The organism is Methylobacterium sp. (genome assembly GCF_028290105.1).
Taxonomy (GTDB): domain Bacteria; phylum Pseudomonadota; class Alphaproteobacteria; order Rhizobiales; family Beijerinckiaceae; genus Methylobacterium.
Genome location: NZ_JAQGKL010000259.1, coordinates 1 through 18,817, shown reverse-complemented (window position 1 = coordinate 18,817; position 18,817 = coordinate 1). Strand labels below are relative to the sequence as shown.

General features: G+C 69.5%; 14 protein-coding genes. 9 read left to right on the top strand and 5 right to left on the bottom strand.

Annotation, left to right across the window (positions count from 1 at the left end):
- Together JWQ05_RS18335 and minC are read left to right on the top strand one after the other, a co-directional pair.
- On the top strand, positions 1–2,725 hold a 2,725-nt coding region (locus tag JWQ05_RS18335; RefSeq protein WP_299661485.1), incomplete at its 5' end, for a DUF3320 domain-containing protein.
- A gap of 189 nt (positions 2,726–2,914) precedes the next feature.
- Positions 2,915–3,568, top strand: coding sequence for a septum site-determining protein MinC (minC, locus tag JWQ05_RS18330; protein WP_299661491.1), 654 nt, complete (start codon positions 2,915–2,917; stop codon positions 3,566–3,568).
- 3 nt (positions 3,569–3,571) lie between these two features.
- On the opposite strand, the gene JWQ05_RS18325 is transcribed toward minC, so the two are convergent.
- Both JWQ05_RS18325 and ppk2 read right to left on the bottom strand, forming a co-directional pair.
- Positions 3,572–4,366, bottom strand: a complete 795-nt coding sequence (locus JWQ05_RS18325) for an enoyl-CoA hydratase/isomerase family protein (protein WP_299661482.1) — start codon at positions 4,364–4,366, stop codon at positions 3,572–3,574.
- Between the two features lie 123 nt (positions 4,367–4,489).
- Positions 4,490–5,407 (bottom strand): polyphosphate kinase 2, encoded by a 918-nt coding sequence (gene ppk2, locus JWQ05_RS18320; RefSeq protein WP_299661479.1) that lies wholly within the window; start codon positions 5,405–5,407, stop codon positions 4,490–4,492.
- 161 nt (positions 5,408–5,568) lie between these two features.
- Here ppk2 and JWQ05_RS18315 point away from each other — a divergent pair, with 161 nt between their 5' ends.
- Entirely contained in the window at positions 5,569–5,697 is a 129-nt protein-coding gene (locus JWQ05_RS18315) for a TFIIS helical bundle-like domain containing protein (protein WP_299661476.1), read from the top strand.
- A gap of 19 nt (positions 5,698–5,716) precedes the next feature.
- Here JWQ05_RS18315 and JWQ05_RS18310 read toward each other — a convergent pair whose 3' ends face one another.
- The gene (locus tag JWQ05_RS18310) at positions 5,717–7,357 is read right to left on the bottom strand and encodes an ABC-F family ATP-binding cassette domain-containing protein (protein ID WP_299661473.1); all 1,641 of its coding nucleotides are present in this window, start codon (positions 7,355–7,357) and stop codon (positions 5,717–5,719) included.
- A 134-nt stretch (positions 7,358–7,491) separates the two neighbouring features.
- A complete protein-coding gene (locus tag JWQ05_RS18305) occupies positions 7,492–8,685 on the bottom strand; it encodes a patatin-like phospholipase family protein (protein WP_299661488.1) in 1,194 nt (397 codons plus the stop codon).
- A gap of 437 nt (positions 8,686–9,122) precedes the next feature.
- Between JWQ05_RS18305 and JWQ05_RS18300 the strand changes: the two genes are divergently transcribed.
- From JWQ05_RS18300 to typA, 5 genes are all read left to right on the top strand, one after another.
- Positions 9,123–10,256, top strand: a complete 1,134-nt coding sequence (locus JWQ05_RS18300; protein ID WP_299661470.1) for a histidine kinase dimerization/phosphoacceptor domain -containing protein — start codon at positions 9,123–9,125, stop codon at positions 10,254–10,256.
- Positions 10,253–10,687 carry a response regulator gene (locus JWQ05_RS18295; RefSeq protein ID WP_299661467.1) on the top strand — a complete coding sequence of 145 codons (435 nt, stop codon included), beginning with the start codon at positions 10,253–10,255 and terminating at the stop codon, positions 10,685–10,687. The genes JWQ05_RS18300 and JWQ05_RS18295 overlap by 4 nt, the downstream gene beginning before the upstream one ends.
- A 266-nt stretch (positions 10,688–10,953) precedes the next feature.
- Positions 10,954–12,282: an MFS transporter gene (locus JWQ05_RS18290; RefSeq protein WP_299661464.1), complete on the top strand. Its 1,329-nt coding sequence runs from the start codon at positions 10,954–10,956 to the stop codon at positions 12,280–12,282.
- A gap of 13 nt (positions 12,283–12,295) precedes the next feature.
- Positions 12,296–13,861: a galactarate dehydratase gene (gene garD, locus JWQ05_RS18285; protein ID WP_299661461.1), complete on the top strand. Its 1,566-nt coding sequence runs from the start codon at positions 12,296–12,298 to the stop codon at positions 13,859–13,861.
- A gap of 168 nt (positions 13,862–14,029) precedes the next feature.
- A complete protein-coding gene (typA, locus tag JWQ05_RS18280; RefSeq protein ID WP_299661458.1) occupies positions 14,030–15,850 on the top strand; it encodes a translational GTPase TypA in 1,821 nt (606 codons plus the stop codon).
- 94 nt (positions 15,851–15,944) lie between these two features.
- Here typA and JWQ05_RS18275 read toward each other — a convergent pair whose 3' ends face one another.
- Positions 15,945–17,600 carry an acyl-CoA synthetase gene (locus JWQ05_RS18275; RefSeq protein ID WP_299661455.1) on the bottom strand — a complete coding sequence of 552 codons (1,656 nt, stop codon included), beginning with the start codon at positions 17,598–17,600 and terminating at the stop codon, positions 15,945–15,947.
- Between the two features lie 319 nt (positions 17,601–17,919).
- On the opposite strand from JWQ05_RS18275, the gene JWQ05_RS18270 reads away from it, so the two are divergent.
- The coding region (locus JWQ05_RS18270) for a cache domain-containing protein (protein WP_299661451.1) at positions 17,920–18,817 on the top strand (898 nt) is incomplete at its 3' end.

Genomic DNA, 18,817 nt, shown 5'->3' with positions numbered 1-18,817 from the left:
CCTCTCGCCCCTGCCGGACGATCTCGGGCCGGACCTCGCGACCCTGGTGGAACTGCAGCGCCTGCGCGCCGCTGGCCCCGCCCTCGCCGGGACGCTGGAGCGGGCCTTCGCGGCGTTCGGCCCCCCTTGGTCGGAAGCCACGGCCCCGGCCGAGGCCTTCGCCGCGCCCCTCGCCTGGGCCGCGCGGATGGCGCCGGCGCTGGCCGTTCTGGGGCAAGGCCCCCAGGGGCCGGACGCCCTGCGCCTGCATCTCGCCGGCGGGCGGTTCTCGTCAGGCACGCCCTTCGCCCGTGCCCGGGAAGTCCTGGCGGAGCTTCGTCCGGGCGCAATCCGGGCGATCGAGGCCCTGAACCGGCTTGCCAACCGCGAGAGGACCGACCGGCCCCTGGCGACCGGGCCCGGATGGGCCGCCGGGACCCTGGGCCAGGCAGCGAGCTGGGCCGCGTCCCTGCCGAAGGCGCAGGGCTGGCTGCGCTGGCAGGGCGCGACGCGGGCGGCCCGGAGCGCCGGCCTCGGCCCCCTCGTGGCGGCGGTCGAGGCCGGCACCCTGCCGGCGGAGGGGATCCCGGAGGCCTTCGAGGCCGCCTATGCGCGCTGGTGGATCGACCACGTCGTCACCCACGACGCGACCCTGCGCGCCTTCCAGGGGCCGGACCACGCGGGCGCGATCGAGGCATTCCGCGCGGCCGATGCCCGGGTCTGCGCCCTGGCCGGGGCCGCGGCGCGGGCGCGCCTCGGGACGGTGCCCGCACCGGGCGGAGTCGGAATGGACGCCGAATGGGGCCTGCTCGCCCGCGAGATCGCCAAGCGCGGGCGGCACCTCGCCCTGCGCCAGCTCTTCGCCCGAATGCCGGGCGCGCTGACCCGCCTCACCCCTTGCGTGATGATGAGCCCGCTCTCCGTCGCCCAGCACTGGCCGGCGGAAGCACGGCCCTTCGACCTCGTGATCTTCGACGAGGCCTCGCAGATCGCGCCCTGGGACGCCATCGGCGCGATCGCGCGCGGACGGCAGACCGTGATCGTCGGCGATCCGGAGCAATTGCCGCCCACCAGCGTCGGCGAGCGCGACGGCGAGGAGGCCGGCGACCTCGACGTGCCCGACCAGGAGAGCATCCTCGACGAGTGCCTCGCCGCCCACCTGCCGCAGCGGCGCCTCGCTTGGCATTACCGCAGCCGTCACGAGAGCCTGATCGCCTTCTCAAACCGGCAGTATTACCGGGGCGACCTCATCACCTTCCCGTCCCCGGTGACCCAGGACCGGGCGGTGCGCCTCGTGCCCGTCGCGGACGGCCTCTACGAGCGGGGGGCCGCGCGGGTGAACCGCCCGGAGGCGCGGGCGGTGGTTGCCGAGGTGTTGGCGCGCCTGCGCGATCCCCAATGTGGCGAGGGCCCGGTGTCGCTCGGCATCGTCACGTTCAACGGCGAACAGCAGCGGCTCATCGAGAACCTCCTTGACGCCGAGCGGCGGGCGGACCCGGACCTCGAGCGCCACTTCGATCCGCGCCTCGGCCCCGAGCCAGTCTTCGTGAAGAACCTCGAGACCGTGCAGGGCGACGAGCGCGACACCATCCTGTTCTCCGTGGCGGTGGGGCCGGATGGGGCCGGGCGGATCACCGGGCAGGTCAGTTCGCTCAACCGCGCGGGCGGGCACCGCCGCCTCAACGTGGCGATCACCCGGGCGCGCCGCGAACTCCTCGTGTTTGCGTCCCTGCGGCCCGAGCAGATCGACCTCGGGCGGGGGGCGGCACGCGGTATCCGCGACCTCAAGCACTTCCTCGATTTCGCCGCTCACGGCGCCCCGGCCCTGGAGGCGGCCGCCGCGCCCACCGGCCGCGACGTCGAATCGCCCTTCGAGGCCAGCGTGATGGCGGCCCTGGAGGCGCGCGGCTGGCGCGTGGTGCCGCAGGTCGGCGTCTCGTCCTTTCGCATCGACCTCGGCATCGTCCATCCCGACGCCCCGGGGCGCTACCTCGCGGGCGTGGAATGCGACGGCGCCACCTATCACAGCGCCGCCACCGCGCGGGACCGCGACCGCCTGCGCCAATGGGTGCTCACCGACCTCGGCTGGCGCCTGCACCGGGTCTGGAGCACCGACTGGTGGATCGATGCCGACGGCGCCCTCGACCGTCTCGACGCGGCGCTGCGCGCGGACCTGGACTCCGACCGCGCCCTGACGGTGGCGGAGGCGCCGGCGCCTGTTGTGACCCCGGCGGCGCCCGCGTCCTACATGATCGCCGATCTCTCCGGCTTCGCCCTCGATGCGCGCCGCCTCCACGAGCCGGACTACGACACCATTCTCGATGCGCTCGTCGCACACATCGTCGCGGTGGAGGGCCCGATATTCGCCGATCTCCTCGCCACCCGCTTGGCGCGGGCCCACGGCCTTGGCCGGACCACGGCCCGCTTGGCGGCCCGCATCCGCGGGCGCGTCGATGACGCGGTTCCGCGCAGCGTCGAGGACGAGCGCACGGTGCTCTGGCCTGTCGGGGCCGACACGGCGGCCCCCGTGCGCTACCGGCCGCCGGCGGGCGAGCCACGCGATCCGGGCGACATCCCGCTCGCCGAACTCGCCGGCCTCGCCGCGCGCCTCAGCGGCGACGCCCCAAATCTGCACGCCCGCATGGCTCGTCATCTCGGCCTCGCGCGGCCAAGCGCGGCGACCCGGCTGCGCTTGGCCCGCGCGGTGGCTCTGGGGCAGCCGACGCCACCGGCCGGAGAGGATTGATCCGACGGTCGCCTGCGGCCGAAAACGTGTTGACGGGGACGAGCCTTTCCCCTGTCCCGAAGGCAGGCGGGTTAAGCTAAGGTGACTGACAGCGCCCGCGTCCCGCCCAGCCGCCCGAGAATCGCGAAGACACCCATCGTGACCACAAGCTCCCCCCGTCCCCCCATCCGCTTTCGCGGCCGCTCGTTCATGGCGCTGGTGCTGGCACCCGTCCTGCCGGTTGCCGAATGGCTCACCGACCTCGACGCGCTGGCTCGGCGCTCGCCCGCCTTCTTCGTCGGGCGGCCCGTCATCCTCGACGTCGCGGGCCTGGGCCTCGACCGGGACGGCCTGCTGAGCCTCGTGGCGGAACTCGCCGCCCGCGACGTCGCCGTGATGGGCATTGAGGGCGCGGCCCAAGGCCAACTCGGGGCCGGGTTGCCGCCGCCCCCAGCGGGCGGGCGCCCGGTGGAGGACGTCGCCGTGCCCGATGCGACGCCGGACACGCCGATGGTGCCGGTAGCGCCTGCCCCGTTCCGCTCCCTGATCCTCGACGCGCCGGTGCGCTCCGGGCAGACCATCCTGCATCTCGAAGGCGACATCACCGTGATGGGCTCGGTGGCCTCCGGCGCCGAGGTGATCGCGGGCGGCTCGCTCCATGTCTACGGGGCGCTGCGCGGCCGGGCGATCGCGGGGGCCGCCGGGAACCCGGAGGCGCGCATCACCTGCCGCCGGTTCGAGCCGGAACTCATCGCCATCGACGGGCTCTACCGCACCGCCGACGATCTCGGGCCGGTGCAGCGGGGCCTGCCCGCGCAGGTCCGGCTGGAGGGCGACGCCATCAAGGTGGCGGGGCTGGACTGAGCCCTACCGTCCGGTCCAGGCCGGCGGGCGCTTGGCGAGGAACGCCTCCATGCCCTCGCGGAAATCCGCGCTGGTGTAGCAGAGGCGGATGAGGTCGTCCCCCGGGCGCTCGTCGCCGGGGGCATCCTCGCCCTGCAGGCGGCGCAGGCCCTCCTTGGTGGCCTGCAGGGTGAGGGGCGCGTGGCCGGCCATCAGGGCCGCGAGGTCCGTGGCGCGGACCGCGAGCGCCTCGGCATCCTCCACCACCTCGCCGATGAGGCCGATGGCGAGCGCCTCCTCGGCCCCGACCAGGCGGGCGGTGAAGACCATGTCCTTGACCCGCGCCGGGCCGATCAGGCTTGAAAGCCGGCGCAGGTTGCCGAGCGACAGGCAGTTGCCGAGCGTCCGCGCGATGGGAAAGCCGAGCCTGGCGTCGCGGGTGACGATGCGCAGGTCGCAGGCCGCCGCGATCGCGGCCCCCCCGCCCGTGCAGGCACCCGCGATCGCCGCGATGGTCGGCACCGGCAGGCGCTCCAGCGCGCCCATCACCCGGTCCATGAAGCGCTCGTAGTCGATCGCGTCCTGCGCGCTCGTGAAGCTGCGGAACTGCGCGATGTCGGTGCCCGCCGCGAAGGCCTTGTCGCCCGCGCCCGTGATGATCAGCGCCTTGATGTCGGCCTCTGCCTCGATCCGCGCGCAACGGTCGATCAGCCCCTGGTACATGCCGAAGGTGAGCGCGTTGCGCGCCTGCGGCCGGTTGAGGGTGAGGCGGCCGATGCCGTCTTGCGCCGCGTACAGGATCTCGTCGGTGCCGGTCATGGGGTCTGGCGTCTCGCATGGGCGGAGGAGTGCCGCCCATGTCGCCCATCGGGCTTCGCCAGAGCAAGCCGCGCCCGCCCGGTATGCTTCGGCTCAGAACGCTTCGGATTCGAACGCTCGGGCTCAGAACACCTGCGGCACGAACATCTCGACCGGAACGGGGTGGCGGGTGTAGTCGTCGTGGCGCTCGCGGTCCGGCAGGTGCACCGGCGGGTGCTCGACATCGCCGTAGGGGATCTGCGCCAGCAGATGGCTGATGCAGTTGAGGCGCGCGCGCTTCTTGTCCACGGCCTCGACCACCCACCAGGGCGCCTCCGGGATGTGGGTGCGGGCCAGCATGTCCTCCTTGGCCTTGGTGTAGTCCTCCCAGCGCCGGCGTGACTGCACGTCCATCGGCGAGAGCTTCCACTGCTTCAGGGGATCGTGAATGCGCATGTTGAAGCGGAAGGCCTGCTCCTCGTCGGTGATCGAGAACCAGTATTTCAGCACGATGATCCCGGAGCGTGTCAGCATGCGTTCGAACTCCGGCACGGAGCGGAAGAACTCCTCGACGTCGTCCGCCGAACAGAAGCCCATCACGCGCTCGACACCGGCGCGGTTGTACCAGGAGCGGTCGAACAGCACGATCTCGCCGGCGGCCGGCAGGTGCGTGACGTAGCGCTGGAAGTACCATTGCGTGCGCTCGCGCTCGCTCGGCGCGGGGAGCGCCGCGACGCGGCAGACGCGCGGGTTGAGGCGCTGGGTGATGCGCTTGATGACGCCGCCCTTGCCGGCGGAATCCCGGCCCTCGAAGATCACCACCACGCGCAGCTTCTGGGCCTGGACCCAGTCCTGGAGCCGCACCAACTCGTGCTGCAGGCGGAACAGCTCGCGGAAGTAGACCTTGCGGTCGAGGCCGGAGGGCCGGGCGGGCTGGCCGAGATCGGCGGCAAGGCGCTCCAGGCGCTCGTCCTCCATATCGAGTTCGAGTTCATCGTCGAAATCGTCGGCGACCTCACGCCGGATGGCCTCGACCTCCGCTGCCCGCTGCGCGCTGTCCATGGTGATCTACCTCGTGCGAAAAAATCCGCCGGGGTTAGATCACCGTTTCATGACAGGCTCGATACGGACGACCCCCGTCCGGGAACGCGGGTGGCTCTCGATGTGTTGATGGTCAAGCTGCGCCATTCTCAGTCCGGCGCCCCACACTTGAGGGTCACACCATGAGCCTGATCGGACGCATCGTCACCAAGCTCCTCGGCAACGAGGACCGCCCCGTTGTCCGCGATGAGCGCAACTACGATTCCGGCACGCCGCTCGGCCGCCTCGTCACCAAGATCCTTCGCCGCTGAGCCAGCCGAGCCGGGCGGTTCAGGCCGCCCGGCGCTTGGCCTTCTTTTCGCGGCCAGGTTTCTCCCGCCCCTGCCCGGGGGCGCGCTGGCCGGCCCGGGTCCGGTCCAGCACGAACTTCGCGTAATCGTCCATGTCGCCGGCAAACGGCTTGACCGTGTTGTCGGCCGCCAGCCAGAGGCGGTCCGCCACGAGTTCCATCAAGGAGCGATCGTGGGTGATGAGGATGACCGCCCCGCCGTAATCGTTGAGCGCGTCGAGGAGCGCTCTGCGGCTGTCGATGTCGAGGTGGTTGGTCGGCTCGTCGAGGATGAGCAGGTGCGGCGCCTGCATCGCCACGAGGTTGAGGAGCAGGCGCGCCCGCTCGCCGCCCGAGAGCGCGTCCACCGTCGTCTCCTGCTTGTCGAAGGCCAGGCCGAAGCTCGCGAGCTTGGCGCGTCGCGCCGATTCGCTGTCGTCCGGGCGCTCCCGCCGGATGATGGCCAGCGGCGTGTCTTTCGGGTCGAGTGCTTCGATCTGATGCTGGTGGAACCAGCCGACCTGCACCCGGCCTTCGCGCACCATCCGGCCGTCGCGCAAGGCGAGTGCGCCCGCCGCCATCTTGGCGAAGGTCGATTTTCCGGCGCCGTTGACGCCGAGCAGCCCGATGCGGTCGTCCACGTCCAGGGTCAGGTTGAGGCCGCGCAGGATCGGCGCGTCGTCGCCGTAGCCGATGCTGGCGTCCGTCAGATGCATCAGGGGCGGCGCCAGCGGGCGCTTCGGGGACGGCAGGTGGAACGGCGCCACGTGCTCCTCGATGGTGGTGGCGATCGGCTCCATCTTGGCCAGCCGCTTCATGCGCGACTGGGCCTGGGCCGCCTTCGACGCGGAGGCCTTGAAGCGGTCGACGAAACTCTGGAGATGGGCGCGCTCGGCCTCCTGCTTCTGCTTGGTCGAGGCCTGGAGGCGGGACTTCTCGGCCCGGCGCTTCTCGAAGTCGTCGTAGCCGCCGGTGTAGAGTTCGAGCTTCTCGCCGGCCACGTGCAGGATCGCATCCACCGAGTTGTTCAGGAGTTCGCGGTCGTGGCTGATGATCAGCGCCGAGTGCGGGTAGCGCTTGAGCCGCGCCTCCAGCCAGAGCGCGCCCTCGAGATCGAGGTAGTTGGTGGGCTCGTCGAGCAGCAGCATGTCGGGCTCGGCGAAGAGCGCGGCGGCGAGCGCCACGCGCATGCGCCAGCCGCCCGAGAACTCCGCCATCGGCCGGGTCAGGTCCTCCACCGAGAAGCCGAGGCCCGCCAGGATCTCGCCGGCCCGCGCGGGCGCCCGGTCGGCGTCGATCTCGATGAGACGGGCGTAGATCTCGCCCATGCGCTCGGGCTCGGCGGTCTCGAGTTCGCCGTTCAGCGCCTCGCGCTCCACGTCCGCCGCCAGGATCGTGTCGATGAGGCTCACCGGGGTCGCCGGGTGCTCCTGGTCCACGGAGGCGACCCGGGCGGTCTTCGGCAGCAGGATGGCGCCGCCATCGGGCTGCAATTCGCCCAGGATGATCTTGAACAGGGTCGACTTCCCGACGCCGTTGCGTCCCACCAACCCCACCTTGGAGCCCGGCGGCACGGCTACGCTGGCGCGATCGAAGAAGCGCCGGCCCCAGGCGCTGAAGGTGAGGTCTTCGATCTGGATCATGCTGGGGCTCGCCGGGGGCGCGGGCACCTGAACGACCCTCACGCAAGCCTCACCTTACCGCACCGCACCATGCGGCGCGAGGGGCCCTCGTTGCAACCGGCCCCCTCGCGCAACGCGCCCTTGCGGGCATTTGCCTATTGGGCCGCGACGACGGACGCCTTCACGAGGGGCGCCACGGGGATGCTCTTGCGCCAGAACGTGCCGGTGCGGCCGGCGGCGTAGCCGGTCTCGTAGAGGCTGCGCATGTAACCGGTGTCGAAGCCGCGTGCCGTCGAGGTGTTGGGCGCGGTCTCGTCGATATAGGCGAGGTTGAAGCCGATGCCGTTGGTGCGGGTGAAGGCGTAGGTCGAGGCCAGGGTCGCCCGGCTGCGGGCACGGCTCGCCGTCGTGAACGCACGCTCGACGATGGAGAGCGTGTTGTTCTGCGCCAGATCGAATTCCGGCTCCAGGCGCCCGTTGATGATGACGTAGATGTCCGACTTGGCGCCCGCCTTGAAGCGGCCGTCGCGCAGGAGGAACGATTGCGGCAGGGTGAACACCGGCGTCACCACCGAGCCGTCCACATGCATCTCCTGGAAGGTGCGCTCGGCGGCCTGCACGTCGATGAGCTGGGGCGGGAACACCGCCGGGATGCTGGCCGAGGCGGTGAGCACGTCGGTGAAGAGGTTGAGGGCCGCCGGGCCGCCGCTGGTGGCGATGGCACCCATGTTCCAGATCACGGCGCGCTGGGCGTCGAGGTTGGTGGTCACCACGAGGAGGCGCCGGCCCTTGGCGTGCTGGGCGGCGACCGCCGCGAGGAGGTCGGGCGTCACGTAGCGGCGCACGAGGTCGCGCAAGCGCCCGTCCCCGAACAGCCCGGAGCCGAACAGCACGTTGGCGAAGCTCGGCGACTGAACGAGAGTCGAGGCGACGCCGCTGGTGTAGATGTCCTTGAGGTAGGCGTCGTATTCCGGTCCCACGAAGGCGAAGGGCGCGATCAGCGCGCCGGTGGACACGCCGGAAACCAGGGAGAATTCCGGGCGCTTGCCGGATTCGGTCCAGCCGTTGAGCAGGCCTGCCCCGAAGGCCCCGTCGCCGCCGCCGCCCGAGAGGGCGAGATAGGCGAACGGAACGCGCTTGTTCTCGGGGCGCGCCGACATCTCGGTGAAGGTCTTCTCCGAGGCATCCGCATAGGCGCGCACGTTCGGATCGAGTCCCGGCAGGATGGCGGCCGCCGCCTCGCTGGCGCTGTAGGACACGCGTGGCGTCGAGCCACAGGCTCCAAGCTGGCCGGCGAGGAGCAGGGCGACGAGGCCCCGCGACCACCCGAGACGACGCATGTTCGACATGTCCACTGCCACGATTCCGCAGGCCCGACCCCGGCCGGGAGCCTAGCACGAAAAACGAGCTTGGCCGTTGTCCCGTTCCCTCGGAGGATCGCGACGCATGCTCCGTGTGACATTCCGGCAGCAACGCCACCTATTTCCCGGGGTGGCTCGCGAAACCGTGTCGATGAATTGGGTCGCTGACACGGTTTCGATATCGAATGAACTTTCAAAGGTTAAGTTCGTTGGGGCACCATATCGCGACGGTTGCCCGTCGCTGGCATCCTCCGGCACCCCTGCTTCTTCCCGCAAAGCCCGCGCGCCGACCGGCCACCGCTCACATGCGGCGCCGGCCGCACCGTCGGCGCGCGCCGACGGACGTGGCGCCGGACCTTGAGGTTCCGCATGGCGGCGGTACGAGGAGAAGGCACGAGACGATGGAACGAGACGACGCTTGGCACATGACGGACGACCTGATGGTCGAGGACGGCAAGGGCGATCCCTTCGCCGCCGCCATCCGGGCGACCCGCATGCCCATGATCGTCACGGATCCGCGCCGGGACGACAACCCGATCGTCTTCGTCAACGACGCCTTCCTGCGCCTCAGCGGCTACGAGCGCGCCGAGGTCATGGGGCGCAACTGCCGCTTCCTGCAGGGGCCGGACACCGACCCGAACGCGATCGCCCAGCTCCGCGACGCGGTGAGCGCCCGCCGTGACATCGCCCTCGATATCCAGAACTACCGCAAGGACGGCAGCCCGTTCTGGAACGCGCTGTACATGAGCCCGGTCTTCACCAAGGCGGGCGACCTGCACTATTTCTTCGCCTCGCAGCTCGACGTGACCGACCGGGTCGACGCCCAGGCGCGGACGCAGAACGAGAAGGAGCATTTCGAGCGCGAGGTCGCCAAGCGCACCCGGGAACTGTCCGAGGCGCTCGCGGCCAAGACCATGCTCGTCCACGAGGTCGACCACCGGGTGAAGAACAACCTGCAGATGGTGGCATCCCTCCTCTCCATGCAGACCCGCAGCATCGTCGATCCGAGCGCGCGCGACGCGATGAAATCGATGCTGACCCGGGTCGAGGCCCTGGGGACCGTGCACAAGCGGCTCTACCAGTCGAACGACGTCGAGCGCTTCGATGTCGCCGAATTCGCCCGCGAGCTCGCCACCGACCTCGTACGGGGCTCCGGCCGCACCGGAATCAGCCTGCATCTCGACCTCGAGCCGGTGGAGGTGCCGGTGGAGAAGGCGCCCCCCGTGGCGCTGATGATGAACGAGCTCATCACCAACGCGCTCAAGCACGCATTCCCGGACAACCGGCCGGGCCGCCTCTCGGTCACCGTCCAGCCGGACGGGCGCTATTTCGGGATCAAGATCCTCGACGACGGGGTCGGCATGCCCCAGGAGATCGTCGGCGCCCGCTCCTTCGGCAAGCGCCTGATCGAGAGCTTGGCGCGCCAGCTGAATGCCAGTATCGCTTGGCAGCCGGGTAAGCCCGGCACGCTGATCGACATTCGGCTCCCGCGCGATTCGGCGGCGGGCAAGGACATGGCGAGCGGCACGGATTCGGCGACGGGTAAGGACGGACCGTGAGTGAGCCGCTTCGGGTCCTGATCGCGGAAGACGAAGCGCTCATCCTGATGCAGCTCGAATTCCTCGTGGAGGATGCGGGGCATCGCGTGGTCGGCAGCGCCGCCACCGCCGAGGAGGCGATCCGGGTCGCCCGCGAGACGCGGCCCGACATCGTGTTCGTCGACCTCCAGCTGCGCGGCGGCTCGTCCGGAATCGACATCGTGAGGGCCCTGCGCGGCGAGCGCGCGATGACGCTGATCTTCCTCACCGCCAACGCCCAGCACATCGCACCCGATTTCGAAGGCGCCGCGGGCGTGATCGCCAAGCCCTTCACCGAGGCCGTGATCTCCGACACGATGTCCTATCTCGCGGAATGCGTGTACCGGCCGCCACCCGGACGACCGGTTCCCCTCGGCTTGCAACTGGCACCCGCCCATCCGGTCGCCTCGTAGGCGGGTTGGGATGATGCGCCGGCCTCCGAGCGCCATCGCCGCCGTGCCGCATGTCAGGCACCTTCAGCATGACCGTCGTAGCCTTGCGGCAGTCGAGGCAGGCAGCCCTCGACCAACGCGCGTTTGACCGCGGCATCGATACCCGTTCTGCATCGATCGATCCGTTGATCGCATTGGACGAACTATAAGTCGCTCACTACCCCTGGATGCCAAGGAATGCCGGACGCGATCCGGCACCAAAATGACGATCCGTCTGGGTGGGAACGATGGCGCTGGCTCTGCCGCTGGAAGCGCGTGCACGCGGACGTGTGCGCTGGGGTATCCTGCTGATGCTGTTCGCGACCACGGTCGTGAACTACGCCGACCGCGCCATCATCTCGATCGCCGGCACGCCGATGTCTCAGGAACTGGGCCTGTCCCCCATCACCCTGGGCTACATCCTCTCCGCCTTCTCCTGGTCCTACGTCGCCGCTCAGATTCCCGGCGGATGGATGCTCGACCGCTACGGCTCCAAGTGGGTCTATGCCGGCGGCATCTTCTTCTGGTCGCTGTTCACGCTGCTCCAGGGCTGGGTCGGCTTCTTCGGCGGCGGCGCGGTGGCCATGCTGTTTACCCTGCGCTTCCTCGTCGGCATCGCGGAGGCGCCGTCCTTCCCCGGCAACGCCCGGATCGTCACCGCCTGGTTCCCGAGCGCGGAGCGCGGCAAGGCGAGCGCGATCTTCAACTCGGCGCAGTACTTCGCTCCCGTGCTGTTCGCGCCCCTGACCGCCTGGGTCACGCACGCCTACGGCTGGCGCTACGCCTTCATCGTCATGGGGGTGATCGGCATCGTGCTCGCCCTGATCTGGGTCCGCGTCATCCACGACCCCGCCGACCATCCGGGCGTGACGCGCGCCGAGCTCGACCACATCGCCTCGGGTGGCGCCCTGCTGGCACTGGATGCCGCCCGGCCGGCCGACAAAAAGAGCTTCGACTGGGGCGTAGTGCGCCAGTTGCTGACCAACCGCATGCTGATCGGCATCTACGTGGCGCAGCACTGCATCAACGTGATGACCTACTTCTTCCTGACCTGGTTTCCGATCTACCTCGTCAAGCAGCGCGGGCTCACCGTGCTCCAGGCGGGCTTCGTCGCCTCGCTGCCTGCGCTGTGCGGCTTCCTCGGTGGCATCCTCGGCGGCGTCATCTCGGATGCGATCCTGAAGCGAACCGGCTCCCTCACCCGGGCCCGCAAGATCCCGATCGTCGCCGGCATGCTGCTCTCGATGAGCATCATCGCCTGCAACTACGTGGATTCGCCGAGCCTGGTCATCGGCTTCATGGCACTCGCCTTCTTCGGCAAGGGCATCGGGGCCCTCGGCTGGGCGGTCATCTCCGACACCTCGCCCAAGGAGGCGGCGGGCCTCAGCGGCGCCATCTTCAACATGTTCGGCAACACCGCCGGCATCACCACGCCCATCGTCATCGGCTATCTCGTGCAGGCCTCCGGCTCCTTCAACGGCGCCCTGGTCTTCGTCGGCTGCAACGCGCTGATCGCGATGGCCGCCTATCTGGTCATCGTCGGCGAGATCCGGCGGGTCGAACTCCGCAAGGCCTGACAAGGACAAGATCATGCTCGGTGAACCGGCCCTGCCTCTCGAGAAAACCGGCGACACGCCCCGCACCCTGCGCCTGCACGCCGACGACAACGTCGCCATCGTGGTCAACGCCTTCGGCTTGCCCGCCGGCACGGTGTTCGGCGACGGGCTGACGCTGGTCGAGTTCGTGCCCCAGGGGCACAAGGTGGCGCTCGTCGACATCCCGGAAGGCGGCGCGGTCCGGCGCTACGGCGAGGTGGTGGGCATTGCCCTGCGCGCACTGCCGCGTGGGTCCTGGGTCGAGGAATCGAGCGTCGAGACGCCGGTCGCGCCCGACCTCGACGCCCTGGAGCGGGCCACCCGCGTGCCCGCGCCCCTGCCACCCCTCGAAGGCTACACCTTCCAGGGCTACCGCAATCCGGACGGGTCGGTGGGCACCAAGAACATCCTGGCGATCTCGATCAGCGTCCAGTGCGTGGCCGGCACCCTCGACGTCGCGATCCGGCGGATCAAGCAGGATCTGCTGCCGCGCTATCCCAATGTCGACGACGTGGTCGGCCTCACCCACGCCTATGGCTGCGGCGTCGCCATCAACGCCCCCGAGGCGGTGATCCCGATCCGCACGTTGCAGAACCTCGCCCGCAACCCGAATTTCGGCGGCGCCGTCATGGTCGTGGGGCTGGGCTGCGAGAAGCTCGTCTCCGAGCGCCTGCTGCCGGACGGGGACGTCAGCGAGGACAGCGGCGTCGTGCGCCTGCAGGACGAGCGCCACGCGGGTTTCGGGATGATGCTCGACAGCATCCTGGCCATGGCGCAAGCCCGCCTCGAAATCCTGAACCGGCGCACCCGCGAGACCTGTCCCGCCTCCGACCTCGTCGTCGGCCTGCAATGCGGCGGCAGCGACGCGTTCTCGGGTGTCACCGCCAACCCGGCGCTCGGCTTCGCCGCCGATCTGCTGGTGCGGTGCGGCGCCACCGTGCTGTTCTCGGAGGTGACGGAGGTGCGCGACGCGATCCACCTCCTCACCCCGCGCGCCGCGACCCCGGAGGTCGCCGACGCGCTGATCCGCGAGATGGCCTGGTACGACGCCTACCTCGCCAAGGGCGGCGCCGACCGGCGCGCGAACCCCTCGCCCGGCAACAAGAAGGGCGGGCTCAACAACATCGTCGAGAAGGCCCTCGGGTCGGTGGCGAAATCCGGCACCTCCGCCATCACGGGGGTGCTCGCGCCGGGCGAGCGGGTGCGCGACAAGGGCCTGATCTTCGCCGCCACCCCGGCCAGCGACTTCGTCTGCGGCACGCTCCAGCTCGCGTCGGGCATCACCCTTCAGGTCTTCTCCACCGGCCGGGGCACGCCCTACGGCCTCGCCCACGCCCCCGTGATCAAGGTGGCGACCCGCACCGAACTGGCGCAGCGCTGGTCCGACCTCATCGACCTCGACGCCGGACGCATCGCCACGGGCCATTCCACCATCGAGGAGACCGGCTGGGACCTGTTCCGCCTCATCCTCGACGTGGCGAGCGGCGTGACGCAGCCCTGGTCGGACCGCTGGGGCCTGTTCAACGACCTCACCCTGTTCAACCCGGCCCCGATCACCTGAGACCGGCCCGCGCCTGACGGGGGAGGGGTATGTCCGGCCCTGCTGCCCCTTGCCCCGGAGGCCCACACCTTATATTGCGACGCGATAGCTCGATCCCGTGACCCGGCGCAGCCGGCCGCATTCCTGCGGCCCGTCGCGTGACGGGCTCTTCTCGCTTCCGGATACCCTATGAAGCTTCGCAACATCGCCATCATCGCCCACGTCGACCACGGCAAGACGACGCTCGTCGACAAGCTCCTGTCGCAGTCGGGCTCGTTCCGCGAGAACCAGCGCGTCGAAGAGCGGGCCATGGATTCCAACGACCTCGAGAAGGAGCGCGGCATCACCATCCTGGCCAAGGCGACCTCGGTCGTCTGGAAGGACACCCGCGTCAACGTCGTCGACACACCTGGCCACGCCGATTTCGGCGGCGAGGTGGAGCGCATCCTCTCGATGGTGGACGGCGTGATCGTGCTGGTCGACGCCGCCGAAGGCCCGATGCCCCAGACCAAGTTCGTGGTCGGCAAGGCCCTGAAGATCGGCCTGAAGCCCATCGTGGCGATCAACAAGGTCGACCGACCGGACGCCCGCATCACCGAAGTCGTCAACGAGGTGTTCGACCTCTTCGCGGCGCTGGACGCCACCGACGACCAGCTCGACTTCCCCATCCTGTACGGCTCGGGCCGCGCCGGCTGGATGGCGACGTCGCCCGACGGTTCGCAGGAGGATGGCCTCGCCCCCCTGTTCGACCTCGTGCTCGCCCACGTGCCGCCGGCCAAGGTCGAAGAGGGTCCGTTCCGGATGCTCGGCACCCTGCTGGAGGCCAACCCGTTCCTTGGTCGCATCATCACCGGCCGCATCGCGTCCGGCACCGTGAAGCCGAATCAGGCCATCAAGGTCATGGACCGCACCGGCAAGCTCGTGGAGACCGGCCGCGTCTCGAAGATCCTCGCCTTCCGCGGCCTGGAGCGCGCGCCTATCGATGTCGGTGAAGCCGGTGACATCGTCTCCATCGCGGGCCTCGTGAAGGGCACCGTCGCCGACACCTTCTGCGATCCGCAGGTCGAGACCCCGATCCAGGCCCAGCCGATCGATCCGCCCACCGTCACCATGTCCTTCATCGTCAACGATTCGCCGCTCGCCGGCACCGAGGGCGACAAGGTCACGAGCCGCATGATCCGCGACCGTCTGTTCAAGGAGGCCGAGGGCAATGTCACGCTCAAGATCGAGGAGGCGGCCGACAAGGATTCGTTCTTCGTCTCGGGCCGCGGCGAGCTGCAGCTCGCCATCCTGATCGAGACCATGCGCCGCGAGGGCTTCGAGATCGCCGTTTCGCGTCCCCGCGTGGTGCTCTCCAAGGACGAGAACGACAATGTCCTCGAGCCGGTCGAGGAGGTCGTGGTCGACGTCGACGAGGAGTATTCCGGCGTCGTCGTGCAGAAGATGTCCGAGCGCAAGGCCGAGATGATCGAGATGCGGCCGTCCGGCGGCAGCCGCCTGCGCCTCGTCTTCCATGCGCCCACCCGTGGCCTCATCGGCTACCAGGGCGAGCTCATGACCGACACGCGCGGCACCGCGATCATGAACCGCCTGTTCAAGGCCTACGAGCCCTACAAGGGCGAGATGCCCGGCCGCCGCAACGGCGTGCTGATCTCGAACGACAAGGGCGAGGCCGTGGCCTACGCCATGTGGAACCTGGAAGATCGCGGCCCGATGATGATCGAGCCCGGCGCCAAGGTCTATCAGGGCATGATCATCGGCGAGCACAACCGCGAGAACGATCTCGAGGTGAACGTGCTCAAGGGCAAGAAGCTCACCAACATCCGCACCACCTCGAAGGACGAGGCCGTGCGCCTGACGCCGCCGATCCGCATGACCCTGGAGCGCTCGCTCGCCTGGATCCAGGACGACGAGCTGATGGAGGTCACGCCGAAGTCCATCCGCCTGCGCAAGACCTACCTCGACCCCAACGAGCGCAAGCGCTTCGAGCGCTCGGGCGGCGCCGCGTAGGCCACCAAAGCCTCACGGCAGGATTATCAGGAAGGCCGGGCTCAGTGCCCGGCCTTTTCTTTTGGGCTGGCCCGGAGGACGGACGAGGCCCGTTTCACCCCTCCCTCGCGCGCTCGCGCAACAGATACTTCTGCACCTTGCCCGTGGAGGTCTTCGGTAACTCTCCGAACACGATCTGGCGCGGGAGCTTGTAGGCGGCGAGCCGCTCGCGGCACCAGGCAATGAGGGCGTCGGCCTCCACGCTCGCGCCGGGCCGCAGTTCCACGAAAGCCACCGGGGTCTCACCCCACTTGTCGTCGGGCTTGGCCACCACGGCGGCGGCCGCGACCGCCGGGTGGCGGAACAGCGCGTCCTCGACCTCGATGGAGGAGATGTTCTCCCCACCCGAGATGATGATGTCCTTCGAGCGGTCCTTCAGCAGGATGTAGCCATCGGGATGCTTCACCCCGAGGACGCCGGAGCGGAACCAGCCGCCCGCGAAGGCGGCCTCGGTGGCTGAGCGGTTCTTGAGGTAGCCGCGCATCACCACGTTGCCGCGAAACATGGCTTCGCCCATGGTCGTCCCGTCGGCGGGCACGGTTTCGCAGGTCTCGGGATCGCGGATGTCGAAGCCCTCCAGCACGGGATAGCGCACGCCCTGGCGCGCCATCCGGGCGGCGCGGGTCTCGTCGTCGAGAGCGTCCCAGTCCCGGTGCCAGGCATTGACCACCGCCGGGCCGTAGGTCTCGGTCAGCCCGTACAGGTGGGTGACGTCGAAGCCGGACCCGCCCATGGCGGCCAGCACCGCCTGGGGCGGAGGGGCGGCCGCGGTGAGGAAGGCGATGCGCCGGGGGAGGGGGCGGCGCTCAGAGTCCGAGGCGTTGAGCAGGAGCTGCATCACGATCGGTGCACCGCACAGATGCGTGACCCCATGCTCGGCCAGTGCCCGATAGAGCGCGCCCGCCCGGACCTGGCGCAGGCAGACGTGGGTGCCGGCCACCACCGAGAGCGTCCAGGCGAAGCACCAGCCGTTACAGTGGAACATCGGCAGCGTCCAGAGATAGACCGGGTGCTGCCCGAGCCCGCCCGTGATGACATTGCCCAGACACAGCAGGGCGGCCCCGCGATGGTGATAGACCACGCCCTTCGGGTCCCCGGTGGTGCCCGAGGTGTAGTTGAGCGAGATGGCGTCCCACTCGTCCCCCGGCATCGCCCAGTCCCAGTCCGGGTCGCCCTCGGCCAGTAGCGCCTCGTAGCCGAGGCTGCCCAGGGTCTCGCCGGGCCCTGCGAATTCCGGATCGTCGACGTCGATCACCAGGGGCTTGACCCCGGCCGAGGCCAGGGCGGGCCCCGCCACCTTCGCGAATTCGCGGTCGGTGATCAGCACCTTGGCCTCGCCGTGGTCGAGGCAGAAGGCGAGGCCGGCGGAATCGAGGCGGGTGTTCAGGGTGTTGAGGACGGCCCCCGTCATCGGGACCCCATAATGGACTTCGATCATCTCCGGCGTGTTGGCGAGCATCACCGCGACGGTGTCGCCCCGCCCGATCCCCCGCGCCGCCAGCGCCGAGGCGAGGCGGCGGCAGCGTGCGTAGAGGTCGGCGTAGCTGCGTCGCAGGGGCCCGTGGATGATGGCGACATGGTCGGGGAACACCCGCGCCGCCCGGTCGAGGTAGCTCAAGGGCGTCAGGGGCTGGTAGTTTGCCGGGTTCCGGTCGAGGTCACGATCGTAGATCGTCGATGCGGCCGTATCGGCCGTCGTGGAGGCGGTCATTGGCGTATCTCCCTGGGGCGATACGATACCGCGTCATACCGATCCGACAAATGGATCGCCGGGGGCAGCGCTACGCAAGGACCGACCCGGAGGCCGCCACGCACGGCCCGTGCCGGATCTCCCGGAGCCTCACGCCTCCGAGGCCGGAACTGCCTGAAGAAGCGCCCGCCCCATGGAGATGCTCGGCCAACGCGTTTAGGTTGAGGCGTCGTTCTGAAAGCAACCTTACAAGACGCGCAAAGATACGAAAAATTGACTCGGTGTTTTCACGCGACCGAAAGTCTAAAGGTTCACAGTCCTTGCCAAATGGGGACGGACCATGACGCTCGGCCGGTTGGTAGACAGGCTTTCACTGCAACGCCAGATCACCCTGTTTGCCGGGGCCATCGGTCTTTTCATCGTCGGCGCAACGACGATCGGTTCCGCCCTGCTGGCCCGCAATCAGGCAACCGAGATGGCTCGGAGCGCCCTCCTGCAGGTGGCTCGCTCCGTCGCCGACCGCCTCGATCAGGATATGGCCGAGCGTCTGCGCGAGATTCGCAACGTCGCCGCCCTTCAACCTCTGCAGCCGCACTGGCTGGAGAACACGGGCAGCCTGCGTAAAGTCCTCGAGACGATGCAGAAGACCCTGCCGGATTACGCCTGGATCGGTTTCGCCGATACGAGTGGCCAAGTGCGCGCCGCGACCGGTGGCACGCTTGAAGGCGTGAGCGTCGGTCAACGGCCCTGGTTCAACAACGGCATGAAAGGCACCGCCGTCGAGGACGTGCATGCGGCCGCCCTCCTGCAATATCTGCTCGCGCCGAACTCCGGCGGCACCCCATTTCGGTTCGTCGATGTCGCGGCGCCCGTGACCGACGCGTCGGGGCGGATCATCGGCGTGCTCGGAAGTCATCTTAGCTGGGGCTGGGCCGATCTGGTCCGCCGCGAGGTTCTCTCATCGCGCAGCCCGGAGCTGAAGGAGGAGATCGTCGTTCTCGATCAGGCCGGACGCGTTCTTCTCGGGCAGGAGCTCGGCGCGTCCCCCTACGCGGCCGAGGACCTGGCGGCCGGGCACTTCATCGCCCGCGGCGCCGACGGTGACCGCCTCGCGACCGCGTCCGCCACCCATGGGCGTGGCGACTATCCAGGGCTCGGATGGATCGTGGTCGCCCTCCAACCGGTCGACACGGCGCTCGCCACGGCCAACCGGCTGACCAGCCTCATCCTACTCCTGG

What these genes read in the sequence shown, in the direction of transcription:
- minC (WP_299661491.1), top strand. Translation starts at nt 2,915, where the DNA reads ATGGCGCTGGTGCTGGCACCCGTCCTGCCGGTTGCCGAATGGCTCACC.
- JWQ05_RS18325 (WP_299661482.1), bottom strand. Translation starts at nt 4,366, where the DNA reads ATGACCGGCACCGACGAGATCCTGTACGCGGCGCAAGACGGCATCGGC.
- ppk2 (WP_299661479.1), bottom strand. Translation starts at nt 5,407, where the DNA reads ATGGACAGCGCGCAGCGGGCAGCGGAGGTCGAGGCCATCCGGCGTGAG.
- JWQ05_RS18315 (WP_299661476.1), top strand. Translation starts at nt 5,569, where the DNA reads ATGAGCCTGATCGGACGCATCGTCACCAAGCTCCTCGGCAACGAGGAC.
- JWQ05_RS18310 (WP_299661473.1), bottom strand. Translation starts at nt 7,357, where the DNA reads ATGATCCAGATCGAAGACCTCACCTTCAGCGCCTGGGGCCGGCGCTTC.
- JWQ05_RS18305 (WP_299661488.1), bottom strand. Translation starts at nt 8,685, where the DNA reads ATGTCGAACATGCGTCGTCTCGGGTGGTCGCGGGGCCTCGTCGCCCTG.
- JWQ05_RS18300 (WP_299661470.1), top strand. Translation starts at nt 9,123, where the DNA reads ATGACGGACGACCTGATGGTCGAGGACGGCAAGGGCGATCCCTTCGCC.
- JWQ05_RS18290 (WP_299661464.1), top strand. Translation starts at nt 10,954, where the DNA reads ATGGCGCTGGCTCTGCCGCTGGAAGCGCGTGCACGCGGACGTGTGCGC.
- garD (WP_299661461.1), top strand. Translation starts at nt 12,296, where the DNA reads ATGCTCGGTGAACCGGCCCTGCCTCTCGAGAAAACCGGCGACACGCCC.
- typA (WP_299661458.1), top strand. Translation starts at nt 14,030, where the DNA reads ATGAAGCTTCGCAACATCGCCATCATCGCCCACGTCGACCACGGCAAG.
- JWQ05_RS18275 (WP_299661455.1), bottom strand. Translation starts at nt 17,600, where the DNA reads ATGACCGCCTCCACGACGGCCGATACGGCCGCATCGACGATCTACGAT.